The sequence below is a fragment of the Kocuria sp. GQ42 genome (assembly GCF_059758435.1).
Map to the genome: position 1 here is coordinate 119,684 of NZ_JCAXEN010000001.1, position 22,895 is coordinate 142,578.

Genomic DNA, 22,895 nt, shown 5'->3' on the forward strand with positions numbered 1-22,895 from the left:
GACAGCAGAAAGGCCGCCATGAGCACCGCAGCGCCCCCGTCGTCGTCGGGCCCCGCGTCCCCGGACCCGTCCGGACAGCGCACCCCGGACGTCGAGCTCCCCGCCCTGGGGCCCCTCGGCATGGCCCGGTGGGCCTGGACGCAGCTGACCAAGATGAACACCGCCCTGTTCCTGCTGCTGCTCCTGGCGGTCGCCGCGGTGCCGGGATCGATCTTCCCGCAGCGGATCCAGGACCCGGCGGCGGTCCAGGACTACATCGACAACAACCCCGTCCTGGGGGAGTGGCTGGACCGGGTGCAGCTGTTCGACGTCTTCTCGTCGGCGTGGTTCTCCGCGATCTACATCCTGCTGTTCGTCTCCCTCGTGGGGTGCGTCCTGCCGCGCGCGGCCAAGCACTGGCGGGCGTGGCGGGCCGAGCCCCCGCGCACCCCGCGTCGGCTCGAGCGGCTGCCGGAGCACCGCTCCCTCGCCCTGGGCGGACGGGACGGGGCCGGGGCGCCGGCCCCGGACGACGTCGTGGCCGACGCCGCCCGGCTACTGAAGAAGCGCGGCTACCGGGTGGCGGTGCGGGACGCCGGCACGGCCGCCCCGTCGGTGGCCGCCGAGCGCGGCATGTGGAAGGAGGTCGGCAACATCGTCTTCCACCTGGCCCTGCTGGGCGTGCTGGTGTCCGTGGCCGTCGGCTCCCTCTTCGGCTACAAGGGCCAGCGGGTGGTCGTGGAGGGCGAGTCCTTCGTCAACACCCTCATCGGCTACGACTCCTTCACCCCCGGCCCCAACTACGACGCCGACTGGCTCGACCCCTTCTCCGTGCGGCTCGACAGCTTCGAGGCCGTGTTCAACCGGGACACCACGAACCCGCGCAACTACGGGGCGCCGCTCGACTTCACCGCGGAGGTCACCGTGCAGGACGAGCCCGGCGCCGAGCCGCGGCAGGAGGTCCTGAAGGTGAACCAGCCGCTCAACGTGCACGGCGTGAAGAGCTACCTCGTGGGCAACGGCTACGCCCCGGTGGTGCGGGTGACCGACGGCAACGGGGACGTCGCCTTCGAGGGGCCGGTCGTGACCATCCCCTCCGACGGCGTCTACACGTCCTCGCTCGTGCTCAAGGTCCCGGACGCCCGTCCCGACCAGCTCGGCCTCGTGGGGCTGCTGCTGCCCACCGCCGTGGGCGGCGAGGGGGAGATGCCCCGCTCCGTGGACCCCGGTCTCGCCAACCCCCGGCTGATCCTCTCCGCGTACCACGGGGACCTCGGCCTGGACAGCGGCGAAGCGCAGAACGTGTACGTGCTCGACGTCGAGCCGCTCACCGAGCTCAACGCCATGACCAACGAGAACGGCGCCATCACGCTCGACGCCGCGAACCCCGTGCACGAGCTGCCCGACGGCAAGGGCACCGTGGAGTTCCTGGACGTCAAGCGCTACGTGGGTCTGGACGTCCACTACGACCCCGGCAAGACGGGTGCCTTCGTCTCCTTCGTCGCGGCCTTCGCCGGCCTGCTCATGTCCCTGTTCATCGCCCGCCGCCGCGTCTGGGTGCGGGCGGCGGAGGGCGTCGACGCGGACGGCCGGCCCTGCACGGTGCTGGAGTACGGGCTGCTGGCCCGCGGCGAGGACCCCCGGCTCGCCGCGGAGGCCGAGCGGCTGGACCGGCTCTGGACCGAGCAGTGGCAGGACGCCGGCGTGCGGGACACCGACACCACGACCACGACCACGACCACGACCAAGACCGGGACGGCGACCACGCCGACGCCGGCACCAGCGACAGCAACAGCGACCACGGCGGCGGCCGGGAGCACCGGGCGCGCCGCCGGCCGGCCGGACGGCCGGACGGACTCCGTGCCGGACGCCCGGCCGGACCACGAGTGAGAGGATGGGCGGCATGACCGTCAACGAGACACTGGGCGCCTGGAGCGAGCTCTTCATGCTCCTGGCGGCCATGACCTACCTGGTCGCCTTCGTGGCCTTCGCGTGGGACGTGGCGTCCCACTCCAAGACCCTGCGCGGGGTCGAGGGCAGCGGCGAGCGCGAGCTCGTGGGCGCCGCCGCGGGAGCCTCCGCGGCGACCTCCGGGGACGCCGCCGAGCCCGCGGACTCCCGGGCCGGCCACGGCGCGGGCCACCGCGGCCGCGGCTACCGCACGAGCGCGCGCTCCGCCCTGTCCGGCCACGTGGCGGACGAGGAGATGCGCTACACCGGCGAGCGCCGGCCCGCCGCCCGCGTGGCCGTGGCCGTCATGGTCCTGGGCTTCGCCGTGCACGCCGCCGCCGTGCTCAGCCGGGCCTTCGCGGCCGGGCGGGTGCCGTGGGGCAACATGTACGAGTTCTGCACCACGGGCGCCCTGGTCGTCGCGGGCGTGTTCCTGCTGGCCCTGCTGGCCCGGGACCTGCGCTTCGTGGGCTCCCTGGTGTCCGGGCTCGTGGTGATCATGCTCTGCGCGGCCACCATCGGCTTCCCCACCCCGGTGGGACCGCTGCAGCCCGCCCTGCAGTCCTGGTGGCTGGTGATCCACGTGTCCATCGCCGTGGCCGCCTCCGGGGTCTTCACCATCACGTTCGCCATGGCCGTCCTGCAGCTGCTGCAGGCCCGGCGGGAGCAGGCGATCCTGTCCGGCGAGCGGCCCGGCGCGGGGTTCCTGGCGATGGTCCCGTCCTCCCAGGCGCTCGAGAACCTGTCCTTCCGGCTCAACGCGGTCGGGTTCGCGTTCTGGACCTTCACCCTCGCCGCCGGCGCCATCTGGGCGGAGCAGGCCTGGGGCCGCTACTGGGGCTGGGACACCAAGGAGGTCTGGACCTTCGTGATCTGGGTGGTCTACGCCGCCTACATGCACGCCCGCGCCACCCGGGGCTGGACCGGCAACCGGTCGGCCTGGCTGTCGATCGTCGGCTACCTCTGCGTGATCTTCAACTTCACCGTGGTCAACACCGTCTTCCCCGGCCTGCACTCCTACTCCGGGGTCTGACCCCGGCCGCCCCGCCGGGCGACGACACAGGAGCGGCCCGCACCGTCAGGTGCGGGCCGTTCGTCGTGGTCGGGACGGACGTGGTCGGGGCGGTCGTGGTCGGGGCGTCGGGCCCGGTGGGGTCCACGGCGGGGCGGTTCCGTCGCGTGGCCCCGTCCCGTGGTCCTGTCGGGCGGTCCTGCCGGGTGGTGCCGCTGTGCGGTCCTGCCGGGCGGATCAGCCGCGCGGGGGCCGGCTGCCGGGGGAGCCGTCCGTCGGTCCGTCGCTGCGGCCGGCGGACGAGCCGCCGGAGGGCCCGTCGTCGGGGCGCTCGCCGGGAGCCTCGTCCGGCCCGGTGCCGCCGGACGCTCCCGGTCCGCCGTTGCGCCGCAGCTCCTCCTCCCACTGCCGGAGCTTCTCGGCCTTCTCCTGCTGCCGGCGGCGCTCCTCGAGGTTGCGCAGGAACTGGGGGTCGTCGTCGGGCCCCCTGCCGCGCACGGGACGCGAGGACTCCGCGGTGCCCTTGGGCCGCCCGAGGAACAGCCACAGGAGGGCGCCGAGGAGGGGGAGGAGGAGGATCACCGCGATCCAGCCGCCCTTGCGGAGACCGCGCATGTCGGTGCTGTCGGTCCGGGCGCACTCGATGAGGGAGTAGACGATCACGCCCACCGCCAAAGCGGCCGCGCCGATGATGAGGATGGCTCTGCCCATGCCGACAATCGTAGGGGAGTTGCCTGGACGCCAGCTCAGCGCTCCGGAGACCCCGTCCACCGCTCCACCGGCCCGGGGGTTCTGTCAGGAGCTCCCGCTAGACTGGGCGCGTGAATTTCCTGAAGTACTCCCTGCTCCGGTTCGCGCTCCTCGTGCTGGCCTTCCTGCTCAGCATGTGGCTGGGCGTGGGGCTGGTCCTGTCCGGGGTCGCCGCGGTGGTCATCTCCTTCGCGGTCTCCTACCTGTTCTTCCCGCGCCTGCACAGCGCCGCGGGGGAGGAGCTCCACCGGTGGTTCGCGCGGGCGCCGAAGCCCCGCAACCGGGTGGCGCTCGAGGACCAGGAGGTCGAGGACGCCTACGTGGACCGGCGGCTGCGCGAGGATGGCCGCGAGGTCTGAGCCACCCGCCGTCGCCTCCTCAGCGGGTCCTCACCACCACTGCCGCAGCAGCACTGCCAGCAGGAAGAGCACGGCCCAGCCCACGTTGAGCACCCCGCACTGCCGGAGCACGGGGATGAGCTGGCGCCGGTCCTGCACCCGCAGCACCGTGGCCACGGGCGCCCACGCCAGGGGCAGGAGCAGCAGCACGAGGAGCATCCACGGGTTGTCGGGCACCAGGAACAGCACGAGCGCGAACGCCACGGCGATCTCCGCGGTGAACACCACCCGCGCCAGCGGATCGCCCAGCCGCACGGCCAGGGTCCGCTTGCCGACCTCCCGGTCCCCGGGCAGGTCCCGGATGTTGTTGGCCATCAGCAGGGCGGTGGCGATCAGACCGGTGGACAGGGCCGCGACGAAGGCCTCGAGGTTGAGGGTGCCCGCCTGGGTGAGCGTGGTGCCGAGCACGGCCACGAGCCCGAAGTACACGAACACGAACACGTCCCCGAGCCCGCGGTACCCGTACGGGCTGCGCCCGCCGGTGTACCCCCACGCGGCGAGCACGGCAGAGAGGCCGACGGGGATGAACCACCACTGACGGCTCAGCACCACCAGGGCCGCGCCGGCGAGCGCGGCGAGGCCGAAGCACAGCAGCGCCGCCGCCCGCACCTGCCCCGGCGCGGCGGCCCCGGAGCCCGTCAGGCGCAGGGGGCCCACGCGGTCGTCGTCGGTGCCCCGGATGCCGTCGGAGTAGTCGTTGGCGTAGTTCACGCCGATCTGCAGGAGGAGGGCGACCAGCAGCGCGAGCAGCGCCCGGACGGGGTCGAACGAGTGCAGGGCCTGGGCCGCGGCGGAGCCGGCCACCACGGGGGCGAGGGCCATCGGCAGCGTCCGGAGCCGGGCCCCCTCGATCCACTGTGCTGGCGTGGCCACGGGCTACCTCCGTCGGGAACGACCCGCGCGGGTGCGGGGTGCGGGATGCGGGCCGCGGTGGGGGTCCGTGGCCGCGAACCATTGTGTCACGGCCCGGCCCCGGACCCGGCTCGGGCGGGGGCTCAGCCGAGCAGGCGGCCCACGGCGGCGCGGTCCGGCTTCCCGGTGGGCAGCAGGGGCAGCTCGTCCGGCCAGGCCCAGCGCCGGGGCACCGCGGCGGCGCCGTGCCGGGCGCGCACCGACTCCTCGAGCTCGGCGCGCAGCCGCCGGCGGTCCGCGCCGGGGGCCGCGACGACCGCCGCCCCGACCGCCTGCCCCCACTCGGGGTCGGGCACGCCGAGCACCAGGGCCTGGCGCACCCCCGGGTGCTCCGCGAGCGCGGCGGTCACGAGACCCGCTGCGACCTTGACCCCGCCGGTGTTCACGACGTCGTCGACCCGCCCGTGCACCGTGAGCACGCCGTCGGCGGAGATCTCGCCGAGATCGTCCGTGCGGTACCAGCGGGTCCCGGCGGCCTCCCGGAAGTGCCGTGCGGTCTGCTCCGGGTCCCCGGCGTAGCCGGCGGCGACCATGTCCCCGCCGAGCCAGATCCGCCCCGGCCCGGACCCGCCGGTGACCCCGGTGCGCGGGACGTCGTCCTCGGCCCCCTCCGTCCCCACGTGCACGGAGACACCGTCCAGGGGCACGCCGTCGTAGACGCAGCCCCCGCACGTCTCCGACATCCCGTAGGTGACGACCACCCGGACGTCGGCGGCCCGGGCGGCCGCCAGCAGCCGCGGGGGAGCGGCCGAGCCGCCGAGCAGGACCGCGGAGAAGCTCTTCAGCGCGGAGACCGCGTCCCCGTTGCGCACCCCGGACGCCGGCTCCAGGATTCGCTGCAGCTGGGTGGGCACGAGCGAGGTGAAGCGCACGGGGTCCTCCAGCTCCTCGGCCGCCGCCGCAAAGGCCTCCGGGGTGAAGCGGGCCGCGGGGTCGAGGACCACGGGGTCCGTCCCGGCGTAGAGGGAGCGGACGAGCACCTGGAGCCCCGCCACGTAGTGGACGGGCAGCGCGAGCAGCCACTGGCCCACCCCGCCGGTGCGCACCGCGGTGGCCATCGAGGACGCCGCGAGCGCGTCCCGGGTGAGGACCGTGCGCTTGGCCCGGCCCGTGGACCCGGAGGTCCGCACGACGACGGCGGGGCCCTCCCGGCCCAGCGCGCGGGTCAGCGGGGACAGCAGCCGCAGGGGGTCGCCGGGCACCGGCCCGTCGAGGACCACGGCGTCGCCGGGGACGATCAGCTCGGCCATCGCGGCCCTCCTCCTCGCGCCGCCGGCCGGCTCCCGACCCGGGAACGGGTCGTGCACCGGCGGCAGCCGGCCTAGAAGTAGTAGGGGAAGCCGGACCAGTCCGGGTCGCGCTTGCCCAGGAACGCGTCCCGGCCCTCGACGGCCTCGTCGGTCATGTACGCCATGCGGGTCGCCTCGCCGGCGAAGACCTGCTGGCCCACCATCCCGTCGTCGGGCAGGTTGAACGCGAACTTCAGCATCCGGATCGCCTGCGGGGACTGGGCCGCCACGTCCCGGGCGGCGGCGATCGCCGCGTCCTCCAGCTCCGCGTGCGGGACGACCTCGTTGACCGCGCCCATCTCGAGCATCCGCTGCGCGTCGTACTCCCGGGCGAGGAAGAAGATCTCGCGGGCCGCCTTCTGCCCCACCTGCCGGGCGAGCAGCGCGGAGCCGTAGCCGGCGTCGAAGGAGCCGACGGTGGCGTCCGTCTGCTTGAACCTCCCGTGCTCCCGGGACGCGATCGTGAGGTCGCAGACCACGTGCAGGGAGTGCCCGCCGCCCGCGGCCCACCCGGGGACGGCGGCGATGACCACCTTGGGCATGGTGCGGATCAGGCGCTGCACCTCGAGGATGTGCAGCCGCCCGGCGCGGGCCGGGTCGATGCTCTCGGCGGTCTCGCCCCCGGCGTAGCGGTAGCCGTCGCGGCCGCGGATGCGCTGGTCCCCGCCGGAGCAGAACGCCCAGCCGCCGTCCTTGGCGGAGGGCCCGTTGCCGGTGAGGACCACGGCGCCCACGTCCGAGCTCATCCGCGCGTGGTCGAGCGCGCGGTAGAGCTCGTCGACGGTGCCCGGCCGGAAGGCGTTGCGCACCTCCGGGCGGTCGAAGGCGATCCGCACCCACGGCAGGTCCCGGAGCACCGCGCCGTCCGCGTCCCGCTCCACACCGCGGTGGTAGGTGAGGTCCTGCAGGTCCTGGAAGCCCTCGACCGTCCGCCACTGCGCGGGGTCGAAGAGCTCCGAGACCTGCTCGGGGAGGTGGCTGCTGGCGGGGGTCGGGGTCGCGTCGGTCACGGGTCCGAGTCTACGGGGACTTCTCCGCCGGCCTCGAGCCCGGCCTCCGGACCGTCAGCAACGGTGCTGTGGAGGGCGGGAGGGATCGGGTCCGAGCCGCGGCCGCGTACGGGTGACCGCTGCCGGCGTCCCGCCCGGTCCGCGCCCGCAGCGCCCGCCAGCAGCGCCCGCACCTCGTCGGCGGACCCGCACGCCAGGGCCTGCCGCGCGAGGTCCTGCGCACCGGCCAGCGTCACGTCCCGCAGCCGCGCCTTGACGAGGGCCACCTGGGTGGGCACCACGCTGAGCTCCTCGACGCCCAGTCCGGCGAGCACCACCGCCGCGGCCGGGTCACCGGCGAGGTCGCCGCACACCGCGACGTGCGTGCCCTCGGGCACCTCGGCGCACACCCGGGACACCAGGTTGAGCACGGCGGGCTGCCGGGCGTCCGCCAGCGCCGAGACCGCGGTGTTGCCCCGCTCGGCGGCCATCGTGTACTGCGCGAGGTCGTTGGTGCCGATGCTCACGAAGTCGAGCCCCTGCGCCACGCGGCGGACGGCCAGGGCCGCGGCCGGGACCTCGATCATGACGCCGACCCTCATGCCCGCCGGGCGTCCGCCGATCGCCGAGGAGGCCTCGTCGAGCCGCTCCAGCGCCCACGCCACCTCCTCGGCGGTGCTGACCATGGGGAACATGACGTGCACCGGGTGGTCCCGGGCCACCAGACAGACCGCCGTCAGCTGGTCGCGGAGCACCTCCGGTGCCCGCCGCATGAGCCGGAGCCCGCGCTCGCCGAGGAACGGGTTCGCCTCGTCGGGCGCCGGCAGGAAGGACAGCGGCTTGTCGCCGCCGACGTCCCAGGTGCGGACGGTCACCGGCCGCCCGGCGAACGCCTCGGCGATCCCGGCGAACGCGGCCGCCTGCGCCTCGACCGACGGGGCGTCGTCCAGGTGCCCGAACAGGATCTCGGTGCGCAGCAGCCCGCACCCCTGCGCCCCGAACGCGACGGCCCGGCCGGCGTCGGCGGGCGTCGTGACGTTGGCGAGCACCGGCACCGGGTGGCCGTCCGCCGTCGCGCCCGGTTCGCGGGCGGTGGCCAGGACGCGCTCGGCCTCGACGGCCCGGGCGGCCGACAGCTCGCGGAGGGAGCGCCGGGTGCTCTCGTCGGGGTCGACGACGAACCGCCGGTCCCGCGCGTCGAAGCCGACGACGGTGCCCGGTGCCACAGCGGCCGCGGCCGGCCCGGCGTCGTGGTACACCGGGATGCCGCGTGAGCGGGCGACGAGGACGCCGTGACCGGTGTCCCCGCCCGCCAGCGTGACCACGCCAGCGACCCGGTGCGGGTCCAGCATCGCCGCCGTCGCGGCGTCGAGCTCCCGCACGACGAGGACCGCGGGCGGACCCTCGGCCGGGACGGCGTCCTCGGGCGCACCGGCTCCGGCCAGTGCGGCGAGCACCCGCTGCCGCACGCTGCGGACGTCCTCGGCGCGCGCCCGCAGGTAGGGGTCGTCCATCGCCTCGAGCTCTCCGCCCAGCGCGGAGAGCCGGTCCTCCCACGCCGTGGGCGCGGGTGCGCCGGCGGCGATGCCGGCGGAGACGGCCTCCGTCAGCCCGGGGTCGACGAGCAGGGCCTCGTGGGCTTCGAGGACGGCGCCCACCGGGCCGGGGCCTCCGGTGGCGGAACGGCGCAGTGCGGCCAGCTCGTCGAGTGCGCGGGCGACGGCCGCGTCCGAGCGCCGCTGCTCCTCGGCAGGCCCGCCCGGCCGGTAGCCGGAGAGGTCGATCGCGCCGCCCCGCACGACCGCCGGGCCGAGGGCGACGTCGACGCCCGGTCCGGCGGCGGGCGGCGCGGGCTCGACCGTCGGACCGGCCGACCCCGGGGCCGCCGGGGGCGCCTGGTCGGAGGGCCGGTCGCCCCAGGAGTCCGCGGCCAGCGCCCGCACCGCCTCGGTCAACGACTCGGCGCCGGGTCCGGACGCCTCGAAGCGCAGCCGGTCGCCCTGCCGGACGGCGAGCGTCACGAGCCCGGAGAGGCTGCGGGCGTCGACCGGACCGCGGCCCGTGCGCAGGTTCGTGACCACGGCGGCCGCGTCGGCGGCCCGCACGAGGCCGACCAGCCGGGCGGCCGGGCGCGCGTGCAGGCCGTGCGGGGTGTCCACGGGCAGCTCGGCGACGACCTCGGGTGCCGCGGGCGGCGCCGTCGTGCCCGCCGCCGACGGGTCCGCCGCCTCCCCCAGGTGATCCAGCTTGGCGGCCAGCCCGCGGCCGGCCTCCTCGAGCACCGCGTCCAGCGGCGCGCCGGTCGCGGCCGTCACCACGGCAGCGACCAGCCCTTCGACGAGCGGAGCGGGCGACAGGCGCACCCGCTCGGCGACGTCGGGCGGCACGAGCTCCCGGGCCATCTCCGCGCTGAGCACGGCGCTGCCGAGGTCGAGGAGCACCAGCACGCCGTCCGGTGAGTCGACGGCGGTGATGGCGTCGGCGACCGCGACGGCGTCCGTGCCGAACCCGGCGCCGGCACCCGCCGCCACGGCGATCGGCGGGCGCTCCGCGACCATCTCGCAGGCCAGCTCGACGGCCGCCTCGGCCAGCGCGCGGCTGTGCGAGACGACGACGATGCCGATCACGGCAGGCTGTCGGCGGCGGACCGCAGCAGCAGCGCCGTGCTGGTGGCGCCGGGGTCCTGGTGCCCGGCGCTGCGCTGGCCCAGGTAGCTGGCCCGGCCCTTGCGGGCCACGAGCGGGATCGTCGCGGCGCAGCCCGCCTCCGCCGCGTCGGCCGCCGCGGACAGCGCGTCGGCGATGCCGGCGCCCCCGGCCACCGCCGCGTCGTACGCGTCGAGTGCCGGCACCAGGGCGTCCACCATCGTCTTGTCGCCCTGCTGGGCCTTGCCCCGGGCGACCACGCCCTCCAGCCCGGCCCGCAGCGCCCGGCCCAGCGCGGCGGCGTCGACGGCCTGCCCACCGGCCAGCCCGCCGCCGACCCGCAGGAAGAACGTGCCGTACAGCGGGCCGCTGGCCCCGCCGACGGTGCTGACCAGGGTCATGCCGGCCTTCTTCAGCATCGCGCCGGCGTCCCCGGCGTCGCCCGCGTCCAGCGCGCCGACGACCGCCCGCATGCCACGGTCCATGTTGCTCCCGTGGTCGGCGTCGCCGATGGCGGAGTCGAGCTCCGTGAGCTCGGCGGCGTGGTCGTGGACGACCTCCGCGAACCTCCGCAGCCAGCGGTCGAGACCCTCGGTGGTGACTTCCGGCATCACGTGCCCCAGCGCAGGCCGGGGGTGTTGACCGGCGCGTCCCACAGGCGGACGATCTCGTCGTCCGCCCGCAGCAGGGTCACGGAGCAGCCGGCCATGTCCAGCGAGGTGATGTAGTTGCCGACCAGGCTGCGGGCGACCGGGATGCCGGCCTTCTGCAGCAGCTGCTGCACCTCGGAGTACATGATGTACAGCTCGATCAGCGGCGTGCCGCCCATGCCGTTGAGGAACGCGATCACCGGGGCGCCGTCGGCCGCGGGCAGGTCGGCCAGGACCGGCTCGACGAGCATGGCCGCGACCTCCCGCGCGGGAGCGATCGGCCGCCGTTCGCGCCCGGGCTCGCCGTGGATGCCGATGCCGACCTCGATCTCGTTCTCGCCGAGCTCGAACGTCGGCCTGCCCGCGGCCGGGACCGTGCACGAGGTGAGCGCCATGCCCATGCTGCGCCCCTGCTCGTCGACCCGCCGCGCGATGTCGGCGACCTCGGCGAGCGGACGGCCCTCCTCGGCGGCCGCACCGGCGATCTTCTCCAGCAGCACGGTGACCCCCACGCCGCGACGTCCGGCGGTGTACAGGCTGTCCTGCACGGCGACGTCGTCGTCGGTGACGACCGAGACCACCTCGACACCGTTCTCGGCGGCGAGCTCGGCGGCCATCTCGAAGTTCATGACGTCGCCGGTGTAGTTCTTCACGATGTGCAGGACGCCCGCGCCGCCGTCGACGCCGAGGGTCGCGGCGAGCATCTGGTCCGGCACCGGGGAGGTGAACACCTCGCCGGCGCAGGCCGCGTCCAGCATCCCCGGGCCCACGAACCCGCCGTGCATCGGCTCGTGTCCGGAGCCGCCGCCGGACACCAGGCCCACCTTGCCGCGCCGGGGCGCGTCGGCGCGGAAGACGACGCGGTTGGAGTGGTCGACGCGCAGGCGGTCCCCGTGCGCCGCCTGCATGCCGAGCAGGGCCTCCCGGACGACGTCGGCCGGGTCGTTGATGAGCTTCTTCATGTGCCCTATCCGACCACTCCGCCGGTGGTCGTGACAACAGTTCCGGACGACTGTGGGGCATTGAGTCCTCGGCGCACGACGAGAGCGCCGTCCCACGGCGGCCGGCCCCGCGCCCCGGCCGCCGGCCCCGCGCCCCGGCCGCCGCGCTGACCTGCCGCAGTGCCGGCCTGCGGCGGCCGAGACCCTAAGCTCGGAGGATGGCTGAGAACCGGACGAGCACCCTGCACACCACCGCTGTCGGGGACGACGGCGACCGCGTCGTCTTCCTGCACGGTCTGTTCGGCCGGGGCAAGAACTTCACCCGGATCGCCAAGGACCTCCAGCCGGACTTCCGGAGCCTGCTCGTGGACCTGCCCAACCACGGCGGGTCGGTGTGGACGGACCGGGTGGACTACGAGCAGATGGCGGACTCCGTGGCCGAGACCCTGCGCGACGACTTCGCCGCGGCGGGGCCGGTCGCCGTCGTCGGGCACTCCCTCGGCGGCAAGGTGGCGATGGTGCTGGCGCTGCGGCACCCGGACCTCGTCTCCCGGCTCGTCGTGGTGGACATCGCCCCCGCCCGGGCCGGGGGCGGCGAGGGCGAGTTCGCCCACCTGCTGGACAGCCTCGCGGCCGTCGACCTCACGGCCGTCGAGCGCCGCTCGGACGCGGACGAGGCCCTCCGGGGGCCCATCCCGTGGGACACCACCCGGAGCTTCCTGCTGCAGAACCTGCGCAGGGGCCCGGAGGGCCTCTCCTGGGAGCCGAACCTCGAGCTGCTGCGGTCGAGCCTGGACACCATCGGCGGCTTCCCGGACACCGGGGACGCCGTCTACGAGGGTCCGGTGCTCTGGGTCGCCGGCGGGCGCTCGGACTACGTCCGCGACGAGCACGCGCCGGTCATGCGCCGGCTGTTCCCGCGGGCGCACCGGGTGACGATCCGCGAGGCCGGCCACTGGGTCCACTCGCAGGAGCCGGAGAAGTTCGCCGCGGTGCTGCGCGGGTTCCTGGACCACACCGGGCCCTGACCGCCCTCCCCGCCAGGGTCGCGGCCGGCTCCCGCGGCGGTGGGAGACTGGGACGATGAGCCCCGTCCCCTTCGACCTCGCCCGGATCGGCGCCGGCCTGCCGGTCGCCGGGGTGCTCGGCGAGCTCCGCGCGGCCCTCGCCGGCGGCGTCGCCGTGGTGCAGGCCCCGCCCGGCACCGGCAAGACCACCCTGGTGCCCCCGCTGGTCGCCGACCTGCTGCACGAGCGCGCCACGGACCCCGGGCCCGGCCGGGTGGTCGTCACCCAGCCCCGCCGGGTCGCCGCCCGCGCGGCGGCCCGGCGGCTGGCGCACCTGGCCGGGACCCGGGTGGGCGAGCTCGTGGGCCACACGGTGCGCGGCGACCGGCGCACCGGGGCCGGCACGCTCGTCGAGTTCGTCACGCCCGGCGTGCTCCTGCGCCGGCTGCTGCAGGACCCCGGGCTGCCCGGGGTGGGCGCCGTGGTCCTCGACGAGGTCCACGAGCGCGGTCTCGAGTCCGACCTGCTCGTCGGCATGCTGGCCGAGGTCCGGCAGCTGCGCGAGGACCTGGTGCTCGTCGCGATGTCCGCGACCCTCGACGCCCCGCGCTTCGCCGGGCTGCTGGGCGAGGGCGCCCCGGCCCCCGTGGTCGACTGCCCGGCCGCCCTCCACCCGCTCACGGTCCGGTGGGCCCCGGCCCCCGGCCGGCGCACCGACGAGCGCGGGGTCACCCGCCCGTTCCTCGACCACGTCGCCCGGACCGCGGCCGACGCCCACGCGCGGGCCCTGGCCCGGGACGGCGCCACGGACGCGCTCGTGTTCGTCCCCGGGGCGTGGGAGGTCGCCCAGGTCGCCCGGCGGCTGCGGGAGACCTGCCGCGGGGCCGAGGTGCTCGAGCTGCACGGCCGGGTCAGGGCCGCCGAGCAGGACCGGGCGACCTCGGGACGCCGGCCCGGGGACCTGCCCCGCGTGGTCGTCTCCACGTCCCTGGCCGAGTCCTCCCTGACGGTGCCGGGCGTGCGCCTCGTGGTCGACTCCGGGCTCTCCCGCGAGCCCCGGCGGGACGCCGGCCGCGGCATGACGGGCCTGGTCACGGTGGCGGCCTCCCGGGCCTCGGCCGAGCAGCGGGCGGGCCGTGCCGCCCGGCTCGGGCCCGGGGAGGTCGTGCGCTGCTACGACGAGCGGACCTGGGCCGCGATGCCCCGCCACCTCACCCCCGAGCTCGCGGCCGCCGACCTCACGGGCGCCGCGCTGCTGCTCGCCTGCTGGGGCGCACCCGGCGGACGGGGCCTGCCCCTGCCGGACCCCCTGCCCGCGCCGGCCCTGGCCGACGCCGTCGCCGTGCTGCACGGGCTCGGCGCGCTCGACGACGACGGCCGGGCCACCGCCACCGGCCGGCTGCTCGCGGCGGTGCCCGTGGACCCGCGCCTGGCCCGCGGCCTGCTCGACGGCGCCCGCGCGGTGGGCGCCCGGCCGGCGGCCGAGGTCGTCGCGATGGTCTCGGACGACCACCGCCCGCCCGGCGGGGACCTGACCCGCCTGCTCGCCGAGCTGCGCGCCGGGCGGGCCCCTGACGCCCGCCGCTGGGCCGACGAGGGCCGCCGGCTGGAGCGGATCGCCACGGACCCGCCGTTCTCCAAAGTGCCCGCCCCGCCGGTCGCCGGGGACGTCCCGGCCGAACTCGTGGCCGGTGCCGTCGTGGCGCTGGCCCTGCCGGAGCGGGTCGCCCGGAAGGTGGGGGACACCTACCTGCTCGCCTCCGGGACCCGTGCGGGACTGGCCCCGGGGAGCGGCCTGGCGGGCCACGAGTGGCTCGCCGTCGCGGACGTCACCCGGGCGTCCGGCCAGGCCGCCGCCGGGACCGGGGCGGTCGTGCGCGCCGCGGCGGCGCTCGACCGGCCCCTCGCCGAGCGCTGCGCCGAGCACCTGCTCACCGACGAGGTCCGCACCCGCTTCGAGGACGGGCGGGCGAGCGCCCGCCGGGTCCGGGCGCTCGGGGCGATCGAGCTGTCCTCGACGCCCGTGCGGCCCGCCCCGGGGGCGGCCCGCGAGGCGGTGCGCGCCGCCCTGGCCGAGCAGGGCCTCGGCCTGCTCGGCTGGTCGGACGGCGCCGACCGGCTGAGGCGCCGGCTCGCGCTGCTCCACCACCGGCTCGGGGACCCGTGGCCCGACGTGTCCGACGCCGCCCTGCTCGACCGGCTCGACGAGTGGCTCGCCCCCGAGCTCGACGCCCTCGCCGCAGGGCGCCGGGTCGACCTCGCCGCGCCCCTGCGGCGGCTGCTCCCGTGGCCGGAGGCCGCCCGCCTCGACGAGCTCGCGCCCGAGCGGCTGACCGTGGCCAGCGGCTCCCGGGCCCGGATCGACTACCCGGCCGCCGACGACCCCGCCGGCCGGCCCGTGGTCAGCGTCAAGCTCCAGGAGTGCTTCGGGTGGGCGGCGTCCCCGGCCGTCGCCGGCGGCCGGGTCCCGATCCTCTTCCACCTGCTCTCCCCGGCGGGGCGGCCGCTGGCCGTGACCGGCGACCTCGCCTCCTTCTGGTCCGGCCCCTACGCCCAGGTGCGCGCCGAGATGCGCGGCCGCTACCCCCGGCACCCCTGGCCCGAGGACCCCTGGACCGCGCCCGCGACCGCCCGCACCGCGCGCCGCTCCTGAGCCCGGACCCGTGCCCGGGCACGGCGGGTGGCGTCCCGGTGTGATCTGGGTTACGGTGGAGTCACCGCACCTGCCGAGCGCGTTGATCCAGCGCGCACGGACCGGCTCGCCCACCTCGCGATCCCCGGTCCGGGGCACGCACCGGCCGGACCCCCGCGACGCGATCGTTCCCGCGGGCCCGGCACCGGTCACGGTTCCGCCGGGCAGCACCTGCCCTCCCAGCACGGGTGCCCCGGCACATCTGTCACACCGCAGCTCGCTGCACCTCACGGAGAACGGGTACGCCCTCATGACTGCCACCTCGATCGAGACCTCGCCGACGACCCCGACCACCTCGTCCCTGCCGCTGGTTCCCCAGGTCGCCGCTCCCGCGGTCGGCCCGGAGCTCGCCCGCTCCTGGCTGCTCGTCAACGGCGCCCAGGCCGAGCGGTTCGCGGCGGCCCGGGCGAGCGCGGCCGACGTCGTCGTCCTGGACATCGAGGACTCCGTGGCGCCCAAGGACAAGGAGCGCGCCCGCCGCAACGTCATCAGCTGGCTGGACGCCCGGGACGAGCACGGCGAGCAGCACCACGCGTGGGTGCGGGTCAACGGCTTCGGCACCCAGTGGTGGGAGGAGGACCTCCGGGCCCTCGCCGGGGTCCGCGGCCTGGACGGCGTCATGCTGGCCATGGTCGAGTCCCCGGAGCACGTCACCCGCACCGCGGAGCTGCTCAAGGACACGAGGATCGTGGCGCTCGTCGAGACGGCCCGCGGCGTGCAGCACCTGCAGGCCATCGCCGGCGCCCGCTCCACGTACCGCCTCGGCTTCGGCCTGGGCGACTTCCGGCGCGACACGGGCTTCGGGGAGAACCCCATGACGCTGGCCTACACGCGCTCGCAGTTCACCATTGCCTCCCGGGCGGCCAACCTGCCCGGCCCCATCGACGGGCCCGCCGTCGGGGCGCTCGGCCCCAAGCTGGCCGAGGCCACGTCCGTGACCCTGGAGTTCGGCATGACGGGCAAGCTGTGCCTGATGCCGGAGCAGACCGCCACGGTCAACGAGGGCTTGAGCCCGTCCCTGTCCGAGCTGTCCTGGGCCACCGAGTTCCTCCAGGAGTTCGACGCCGACGGCGGGGAGATCCGCAACGGCTCCGACCTGCCGCGCCTCGCCCGCGCCAAGAAGATCCTGGGCCTGGCCGGGGCCTTCGGCCTGAGCATCCCCGAGGGCTACGACGTCCACTTCGAGGCGCCGACCGACACGTACCACTGCTGATCCGGTGGTGAGGGGCCGGCACCCGGCCCCGCCCCCGCGCGGGAGCGCACCCCCTCCCCGCGCGTCCGACGGACCGGTGGGCGCCGTGCAGACACGGCGCCCACCGGTTCTTCCGTGTCCGGACCCCCCGCCCGGCCTGTCCCGTCCGGGGCGGGACGGACTAGATTCGACACCGTGCAGACTCCCCGCCCCGCCCCGCAGCCCCCGGCGTCCCGGCCCCGCCCCCGGCGGCCGAGGGCGGCCATCCCGGTCGCCCTCACCGCGGCCCTCCTCGCCACCGGCTGCTCGGCGCTCGCCCCCGACGGCGGGCGGGAGACCGCCGACCGGGTCGCCGCGGCCCTGGGCGCGGGCAGCGTCCAGGAGCTGCCCTTCGGCGACGTCGAGGGTCCCTCCGCCCAGGAGCAGTACGAGCGGATCACCGCGCCGCTCGGGGAGGCCGCCCCGGCCGTCGAGGTCTCCGCAGTCGAGGACACCGGACAGGAGGACCGCCGCGAGGCCACCCTGTCCTGGTCGTGGGACCTCCCGGGCGTGGCGCAGGACTGGGCGTACGACTCGGTCCTCCCGCTGGTCCGGACCGGGTCCGGCGACTGGGCCGCCGAGTGGTCCCCGGCCGTGGTGCACCCGGGCCTGGCGGAGGGGGAGGCCCTGCGTGCCCGGACGGTGGCCGCGGACCGCGGGGACATCCGCGGGGCGGACGGCGAGGCGCTGGTGACGGAGCGCCCGATCCGGCGGGTGGGCATCGACCGGTCGCAGCTCGACGGGGCGGACCCCGAGGAAGCGGCCCGCCGGCTCGCCGAGGCCGTGGACATCGACGCCGACGCCTACGCCGAGGCCGTCGGACAGGCCGGGCCCGAGGCGTTCGTCGAGGCCGTCCCGCTGCGGCTGGAGGACTTCCGGGAGCTGGACGCGGCGGAGATGGAGGCGGTCCCGGGCCTGCTCGTGGTCGAGGACGAGCTGCCGCTGGCCCCCTCCCGCGGCTTCGCCGCCGACCTGCTGGGCGGGGTGGCCGAGGCGACGGCTGAGGACGTGGCGGACTCCGGCGGGGAGCTCGCCCCCGGGACGGCGATCGGCCGCGGGGGAGTGCAGGAGCGCTTCGACGACCGGCTGCGCGGCACGCCCGGCGTCGTCGTCGAGGAGATCGGGGACGAGCCCGCGGCCGGCGAGCCGCTGTTCGAGGTCCCGGCGGAGGCCGGCGAACCGGTCGCGGTGACCCTGGACCGCGGGCTCCAGGCCACCGCCGAGGAGCTGCTGGCCGGGGTCGAGTCCCCCTCGGCGGTCGTGGCGGTCCGACCCTCCACGGGCGAGCTCGTCGCCTCGGCCAACGGGCCGGGCTCCGAGGGCTACTCCACCGCGCTGCTGGGCCGGTACGCGCCCGGCTCCACCTTCAAGGTGGTCACGGCCCTCGGGATGCTCCGGCAGGGCGACACCCCCGGGACGGTCGTGCAGTGCCCGCCGTCCACGACCGCCGCGGGCGTGCGGATCGACAACGTCGAGTCCTATCCGGCCGAGTTCACCGGGGCGATCACCCTCACCGAGGCGCTCGCCCACTCCTGCAACACCAGCTTCGTGGACCAGCACGACCGGATCGACCAGGCGGAGCTGGCCGAGGCGGCGGCCGCGCTCGGGATCGGGGTGCCCGCTGAGCTGTCCGTGCCCGCGTTCTGGGGTGAGCTCCCGCAGGAGGAGGAGCCGGCCCAGCACGCCGCCGCGATGTTCGGGCAGGGCCGCACGCTCGTGTCCCCGCTGAGCATGGCCGGGCTCACCGCCTCGGTCGCCGCCGGAGAGCTCGTCACCCCCCGGCTGGTCAGCACCGAGGGCCTGCTCGAGGATGACGCCGTGACCGGGCCCGGACCGGAGGAGCCCCTGACCGCCGAGGAGGCGGAGCAGCTGCGCACCATGATGCGGGCCGTCGTCTCGTCCGGGCACCTGGGCGTGCTGCAGGGGCTCGAACCGGACACCGCGATCGGCAAGACCGGCACGGCCGAGTTCGGCGACGAGGACCCGCCCCGGACCCACTCGTGGGTGATCGCCGAGCACGAGGACCTCGCCGTGGCGGTCTTCGTGGAGGACGGCGGCCTGGGCTCGGTCACCGGCGGGCCCATCATGCGGGACTTCCTGGCCGCGGCCTCCGCGTCCACCGCCGGCTGAGCCGCGACACGGTGGCCCGGGCCCTTCCGCGACCCGCGCCGCTGGCCCAGGATGGGAGCACACCGTCCGCAGCCGCGGACCACCGGACCCCCGAGGAGTTCCCCGTGCCCGAGACCGTGCCCACCACTCCCGCGAGAACCAAGATCGGCGTGGTCGGCGCCGGCTCCGTCGGCTCGTCCCTGGCCTACGCGGTCCTCATCAAGGGCGTCGCCCAGGAGGTGGCCCTCTACGACCTCGCCGGGGACCGGGTCCGCGCCGAGGGCCTGGACCTCGCCCACGGGGCCATGTTCACCCCCAGCTCCCGGGTGACCGGCTCCGACGACGTCGCCGTGCTGGCGGGCTCGGACGTCGTCTTCGTGACCGCCGGGGCCAAGCAGCGGCCCGGCCAGACCCGGATGGAGCTGGCGGGCGCCAACGCCGCGATCCTCGAGCAGCTGATGCCGCGGCTGGTGGAGCAGGCGCCCGAGGCCGTGTACGTGCTGGTGACCAATCCGTGCGACGTGCTCACGGTCATCGCGCAGAAGCTCACCGGCCTGCCCACGGAGCGGGTGATGTCCTCCGGGACCGTGCTGGACACGTCCCGGCTGCGGTGGCTGCTGGCCGAGGAGGGCGGGGTGTCCACCACGAGCGTGCACGCCACGATCGTCGGCGAGCACGGGGACACCGAGTTCCCCCTGTGGTCGAACGCGAACATCGGGCAGATCCCGCTGCGGGACTGGACCGTCGAGGGGCGGCGGCCCTTCACCGACGAGCGGCTGGACGAGATCACGCACCGGACGATCAACGCGGCGTACACGGTGATCCAGGGCAAGGGGGCCACCAACTACGCGATCGGCCTGGCCGGGGCGCGCGTGGCGGAGGCCGTGCTGCGGGACGAGCACGCCGTGCTGCCCGTCTCCACTGTCCTCGACGACTACCGGGGGATCAGCGGGGTCGCCCTGTCCGTGCCGTCGATCGTCGCGCGGCGGGGCGTCGTCGAGCGGCTGGTCGTGCCCATGGACGAGCAGGAGCTGGCCATGCTGCACCGCTCCGCCGAGGCGATCCGGGCCACCCTGGCCACGATCGGGTACTGAGCCCGGACGGCGCCGGGGCCCGTCCCGGCGTGCGGAACGGGCCCCGGCGGAGCGGTGCGAGAGGTCAGCGGGCGGCCATCTCGTCCTCCGCCGCGTGGGCGAGGCGCACGGCGTCGTCGAACTCGCGCTCGACCTCCTCGTCGCGCCGGTAGGTGGCCTTCGAGACCAGCACGGCGGAGACGAGGCTCACGAGGAAGCCGGGGATGATCTCGTAGAGGTCGGCCCACGGGGTCACGGTCCACGCGAACACGGTGACCGCGCCCAGGACCATGCCGGTGATCGCGCCCAGGTTCGTGAGCTTGCGCCAGAACAGGGACAGGATCACGATCGGGCCGAACGAGGCGCCGAAGCCGGCCCACGCGAACGCCACGAGGCCGAGGATCGTGTTGTTCTGCTCCCAGGCCAGGAACGTGGCGACGAGGGCGACGAGGGCCACACCCGCGCGGCCCATCCACACCTGCTTGCGCTCGGACGGGGACTCCTTGACCGTCAGCTTGTACAGGTCCTCCACCAGCGCGGAGGAGGAGACGATGAGCTGGGAGGAGACCGTGGACATGATCGCCGCGAGCACGGCCGCCAGCACGAAGCCGGCGATCACGGGGTGGAAGAAGACCTGCGCGAGATCCAGGAACACGGACTCCGGGTCGGTCGGGCTCTCGTCCGGGCGGTTGCCGTAGTAGGCCACGCCGACCAGGGCGGTGGCGATCGCCCCGATGACGCTGAGCACCATCCAGGTCAGGCCGATCCGGCGGCCGGTCTTGGCGTCGGAGGGGGAGCGCATGGCCATGAAGCGGACGATGATGTGCGGCTGGCCGAAGTAGCCGAGGCCCCACGCCAGGGCCGAGATGACGCCGATGGCCGTGGCCCCGGACACCATGGAGAGGGCGTCGGGCTGGACGGCGCGGATGTTCTCCGCCATCTGGCCGAAGCCGCCCACGTTGATCACGCCCACGACGGGGACGAGGAGCAGGGCCGCGAACATCAGGAGGCCCTGCGCCACGTCCGTGTAGGTCGCGCCGAGGAAGCCGCCGAAGAGCGTGTAGGCGATGGTGACGCCGACGACGAGGAGCAGCCCGGCGTGGTACGTCGAGCCGAAGGACGACTGGAAGAACAGCCCGCCGGCCACCATGCCGGAGGAGACGTAGAACGTGAAGAACACCAGGATGATGAGCCCGGAGACGATGCGCAGCAGCCGGCTGCCGCCCTTGAGCCGGTTGTCCAGGAAGGACGGGATCGTGATCGAGTTGTGCGAGACCTCGGTGTAGGAGCGCAGCCGGGGCGCGATGAACTTCCAGTTGACCCACGCGCCGATGATCAGGCCGACGGCGATCCACGCCTCGACCAGACCGGAGAGGAACACCGCGCCGGGCAGACCGAGCAGCAGCCAGCCGGACATGTCGGAGGCACCGGCGCTGAGGGCGGCGGTCCCGGGCTTGAGGTTGCGCCCGCCGAGCATGTAGTCGTCGAGGTTCTTCGTCCTGCTGTTGGCGTAGAGGCCGATCCCGATCATGGCGGCGAAGTAGATGACGATCGCGATCGTCTGGGCTATCTCTTGGGGCATGGTGTCCTTTCCGCCCGGAGCCGGCCCGGTGGAGCGCAGCGTCCAGGGGGGTGGGTGGAGCAGAGGTCCCACAGAACTTTACGCCCGCTCCCGGGCAGTGGCCAGCCACTACGGGTATAGGGAGGCGGTCCCGGGGGTGCGGGGAGACCGCGCCGGCGGCCCGCGGGGCCGGCTCAGGCGTCGTCGTGCGCCTGCAGGAACTCGTAGACCTCCCGCTCGTCGACGCCGGGGAAGGCCCCCTCCGGGAGGGCGGCGAGCACGTGCGAGTGGGCCCGGGTGTTGGGCCAGGCGTGGCCCGCCCACACCCGGCTGAGCTCCTCGGGCGGGCGCCGGCAGCACGAGGGGTCCGGGCAGGTCGACACCGTGCGGTGCGGGGTGTCGCGGCCGCGGAACCAGCGGGCGTCGGTGAACGCGACGCCCACGCCGATGGAGAACACGCCCTGGCTGGAGAGCTCCGTGCGCGTGGAGCACCAGTACGTGCCGGAGGGGGTGTCCGTGTACTGGGCGAACGCCGTGAACTGGTTGGGCTGGTCGAAGACGGTGCGCCCGGACCACTTGCGGCAGGAGATCTGGCCCTCGATCGCCCCGGTGTGATCCGTCGGGAACGCCAGCCCGTTGTTCTCGTAGGCCTTGTGGATCACCCCGGACGAGTGCACCTTGTGGAAGTGGGTGCGGATCCCCAGGTGCCGGGTGGCCAGGTTCGTGAAGCGGTGGCCCGCCGTCTCGTGGGAGACGGCGAAGCGGTCCTTGAGGTCCTCCAGGAAGAGGTCCCGGTCCTTCTTCGCCTCGAGCAGGAACGGGACGGTCTTGTCCTCCGGGAGCATCACCGCGGCGGCGAAGTAGTTGGTCTGCACGCGCTGGGCGAGGAACTCGGCGTAGTCCTTCGGCGGCTCGTGGCCCAGCACCTGGTGCCCCACGGCCTGGAGCAGCACCGCGCGGGGGTCGTGGTCCGCCCGGGGGCTCTGCACCAGGTAGATCCGCCGGTTGAGCAGGTCGGTCACCGAGCGGGTCGAGTGCGGGAGGTCGGTGACGTGGTGGATGCTGTAGCCGAGCCTGCCCACCATCTCGGAGATCACGGAGTTGGACACGGGCCCCGAGGAGTAGCCGCCCAGGGTCAGCAGCTCCTTGGCGGCCTGCTCCAGGTCCGGGAAGTAGTTGTCCTGCGCCCGCATGAGCCGGCGCAGCTGCACGTTGGCCCGGCGGGCCTCCTCCGGGGTGGCCGAGTTCTTCTCGAGGGCCTCGGCCAGCCGCTCCTGCAGGGCCACGAGCGCCTCGAGCACCTCGGTGGACAGCGCGGAGCTGACCCGGACGGTCGGCAGCCCCAGCTGCTCGTAGAACGGGGAGCGCTGGGCGCGCTCGAGCTGGATCTCGAGCGCCTCCCGCCGGGTGCCCGGCTCGGCCCCGAGCAGGGCGTCCACGCTCGTGCCCAGGACCTCGGCGAGGCGCCGCAGCAGGCTGAGCCGGGGCTCGCGGCGCCCGTTCTCGATCACGGACAGCTGCGAGGTGGCGGTGCCCGCCCGGTCGGCGAGCTCCGCGAGCGTCATGCCGCGGTCCTTGCGCAGCGAGCGGATGCGCCGGCCGAGACCGATCAGGTCGGTGCTGCCGGCCGGCTCCGCCGTCGTCGGTTCCTCGGTGCCCCACGCGCTGGTCGTCATTTCTTCACGATAGACGAAAAACGGCGAAAGT

17 protein-coding genes are annotated in these 22,895 nt (G+C 75.4%); 8 read left to right on the forward strand and 9 right to left on the reverse strand.

Annotated elements, in window-relative coordinates:
* Positions 1-18: 18 nt before the first annotated feature.
* Both resB and ccsB read left to right on the forward strand, forming a co-directional pair.
* A complete protein-coding gene (gene resB / locus AC6CH6_RS00550; protein ID WP_498253696.1) occupies positions 19-1,869 on the forward strand; it encodes a cytochrome c biogenesis protein ResB in 1,851 nt (616 codons plus the stop codon).
* A 13-nt stretch (positions 1,870-1,882) separates the two neighbouring features.
* The gene (gene ccsB / locus AC6CH6_RS00555; RefSeq protein ID WP_368810005.1) at positions 1,883-2,962 is read left to right on the forward strand and encodes a c-type cytochrome biogenesis protein CcsB; all 1,080 of its coding nucleotides are present in this window, start codon (positions 1,883-1,885) and stop codon (positions 2,960-2,962) included.
* 216 nt (positions 2,963-3,178) lie between these two features.
* On the opposite strand, the gene AC6CH6_RS00560 is transcribed toward ccsB, so the two are convergent.
* Positions 3,179-3,652 (reverse strand): PLDc N-terminal domain-containing protein, encoded by a 474-nt coding sequence (locus AC6CH6_RS00560; protein WP_498253697.1) that lies wholly within the window; start codon positions 3,650-3,652, stop codon positions 3,179-3,181.
* Between the two features lie 110 nt (positions 3,653-3,762).
* On the opposite strand from AC6CH6_RS00560, the gene AC6CH6_RS00565 reads away from it, so the two are divergent.
* Positions 3,763-4,050: a DUF4229 domain-containing protein gene (locus AC6CH6_RS00565; RefSeq protein WP_498253698.1), complete on the forward strand. Its 288-nt coding sequence runs from the start codon at positions 3,763-3,765 to the stop codon at positions 4,048-4,050.
* Positions 4,051-4,080: 30 nt separating this feature from the next.
* Here the strand turns inward: AC6CH6_RS00565 and AC6CH6_RS00570 are convergent, their stop codons facing one another.
* The 6 genes from AC6CH6_RS00570 to dhaK form a co-directional block, all read right to left on the reverse strand.
* On the reverse strand, positions 4,081-4,962 hold the full coding sequence (locus tag AC6CH6_RS00570) for a 1,4-dihydroxy-2-naphthoate polyprenyltransferase (RefSeq protein WP_017832474.1): 882 nt from the start codon (positions 4,960-4,962) through the stop codon (positions 4,081-4,083).
* A 122-nt stretch (positions 4,963-5,084) separates the two neighbouring features.
* Complete coding sequence (locus AC6CH6_RS00575; protein WP_498253699.1) at positions 5,085-6,251, reverse strand: AMP-binding protein; 1,167 nt, start codon at positions 6,249-6,251, stop codon at positions 5,085-5,087.
* 71 nt (positions 6,252-6,322) lie between these two features.
* Complete coding sequence (locus AC6CH6_RS00580) at positions 6,323-7,300, reverse strand: 1,4-dihydroxy-2-naphthoyl-CoA synthase (RefSeq protein ID WP_133409266.1); 978 nt, start codon at positions 7,298-7,300, stop codon at positions 6,323-6,325.
* Positions 7,297-9,906: a phosphoenolpyruvate--protein phosphotransferase gene (ptsP, locus tag AC6CH6_RS00585; protein WP_498253700.1), complete on the reverse strand. Its 2,610-nt coding sequence runs from the start codon at positions 9,904-9,906 to the stop codon at positions 7,297-7,299. Before ptsP ends, AC6CH6_RS00580 begins: the two co-directional genes overlap by 4 nt.
* The gene (gene dhaL, locus AC6CH6_RS00590; RefSeq protein WP_498253701.1) at positions 9,903-10,535 is read right to left on the reverse strand and encodes a dihydroxyacetone kinase subunit DhaL; all 633 of its coding nucleotides are present in this window, start codon (positions 10,533-10,535) and stop codon (positions 9,903-9,905) included. Before dhaL ends, ptsP begins: the two co-directional genes overlap by 4 nt.
* Positions 10,535-11,536: a dihydroxyacetone kinase subunit DhaK gene (dhaK, locus tag AC6CH6_RS00595; protein ID WP_115163595.1), complete on the reverse strand. Its 1,002-nt coding sequence runs from the start codon at positions 11,534-11,536 to the stop codon at positions 10,535-10,537. The genes dhaL and dhaK overlap by 1 nt, the downstream gene beginning before the upstream one ends.
* Before the next feature lie 197 nt (positions 11,537-11,733).
* On the opposite strand from dhaK, the gene AC6CH6_RS00600 reads away from it, so the two are divergent.
* From AC6CH6_RS00600 to AC6CH6_RS00620, 5 genes are all read left to right on the forward strand, one after another.
* Entirely contained in the window at positions 11,734-12,543 is an 810-nt protein-coding gene (locus tag AC6CH6_RS00600) for an alpha/beta fold hydrolase (RefSeq protein WP_498253702.1), read from the forward strand.
* 55 nt (positions 12,544-12,598) lie between these two features.
* Positions 12,599-15,175, forward strand: coding sequence for an ATP-dependent helicase HrpB (gene hrpB / locus AC6CH6_RS00605; RefSeq protein WP_498253703.1), 2,577 nt, complete (start codon positions 12,599-12,601; stop codon positions 15,173-15,175).
* A gap of 289 nt (positions 15,176-15,464) precedes the next feature.
* Complete coding sequence (locus AC6CH6_RS00610) at positions 15,465-16,427, forward strand: HpcH/HpaI aldolase/citrate lyase family protein (RefSeq protein ID WP_240722364.1); 963 nt, start codon at positions 15,465-15,467, stop codon at positions 16,425-16,427.
* Between the two features lie 174 nt (positions 16,428-16,601).
* Positions 16,602-18,575 (forward strand): penicillin-binding transpeptidase domain-containing protein, encoded by a 1,974-nt coding sequence (locus AC6CH6_RS00615; RefSeq protein WP_498253704.1) that lies wholly within the window; start codon positions 16,602-16,604, stop codon positions 18,573-18,575.
* 104 nt (positions 18,576-18,679) lie between these two features.
* Complete coding sequence (locus tag AC6CH6_RS00620) at positions 18,680-19,648, forward strand: L-lactate dehydrogenase (RefSeq protein ID WP_498253705.1); 969 nt, start codon at positions 18,680-18,682, stop codon at positions 19,646-19,648.
* Between the two features lie 64 nt (positions 19,649-19,712).
* On the opposite strand, the gene putP is transcribed toward AC6CH6_RS00620, so the two are convergent.
* On the reverse strand, positions 19,713-21,209 hold the full coding sequence (gene putP / locus AC6CH6_RS00625) for a sodium/proline symporter PutP (RefSeq protein ID WP_498253706.1): 1,497 nt from the start codon (positions 21,207-21,209) through the stop codon (positions 19,713-19,715).
* Between the two features lie 173 nt (positions 21,210-21,382).
* Positions 21,383-22,864 (reverse strand): helix-turn-helix domain-containing protein, encoded by a 1,482-nt coding sequence (locus tag AC6CH6_RS00630; RefSeq protein ID WP_109268150.1) that lies wholly within the window; start codon positions 22,862-22,864, stop codon positions 21,383-21,385.
* Positions 22,865-22,895 lie beyond the last annotated feature (31 nt).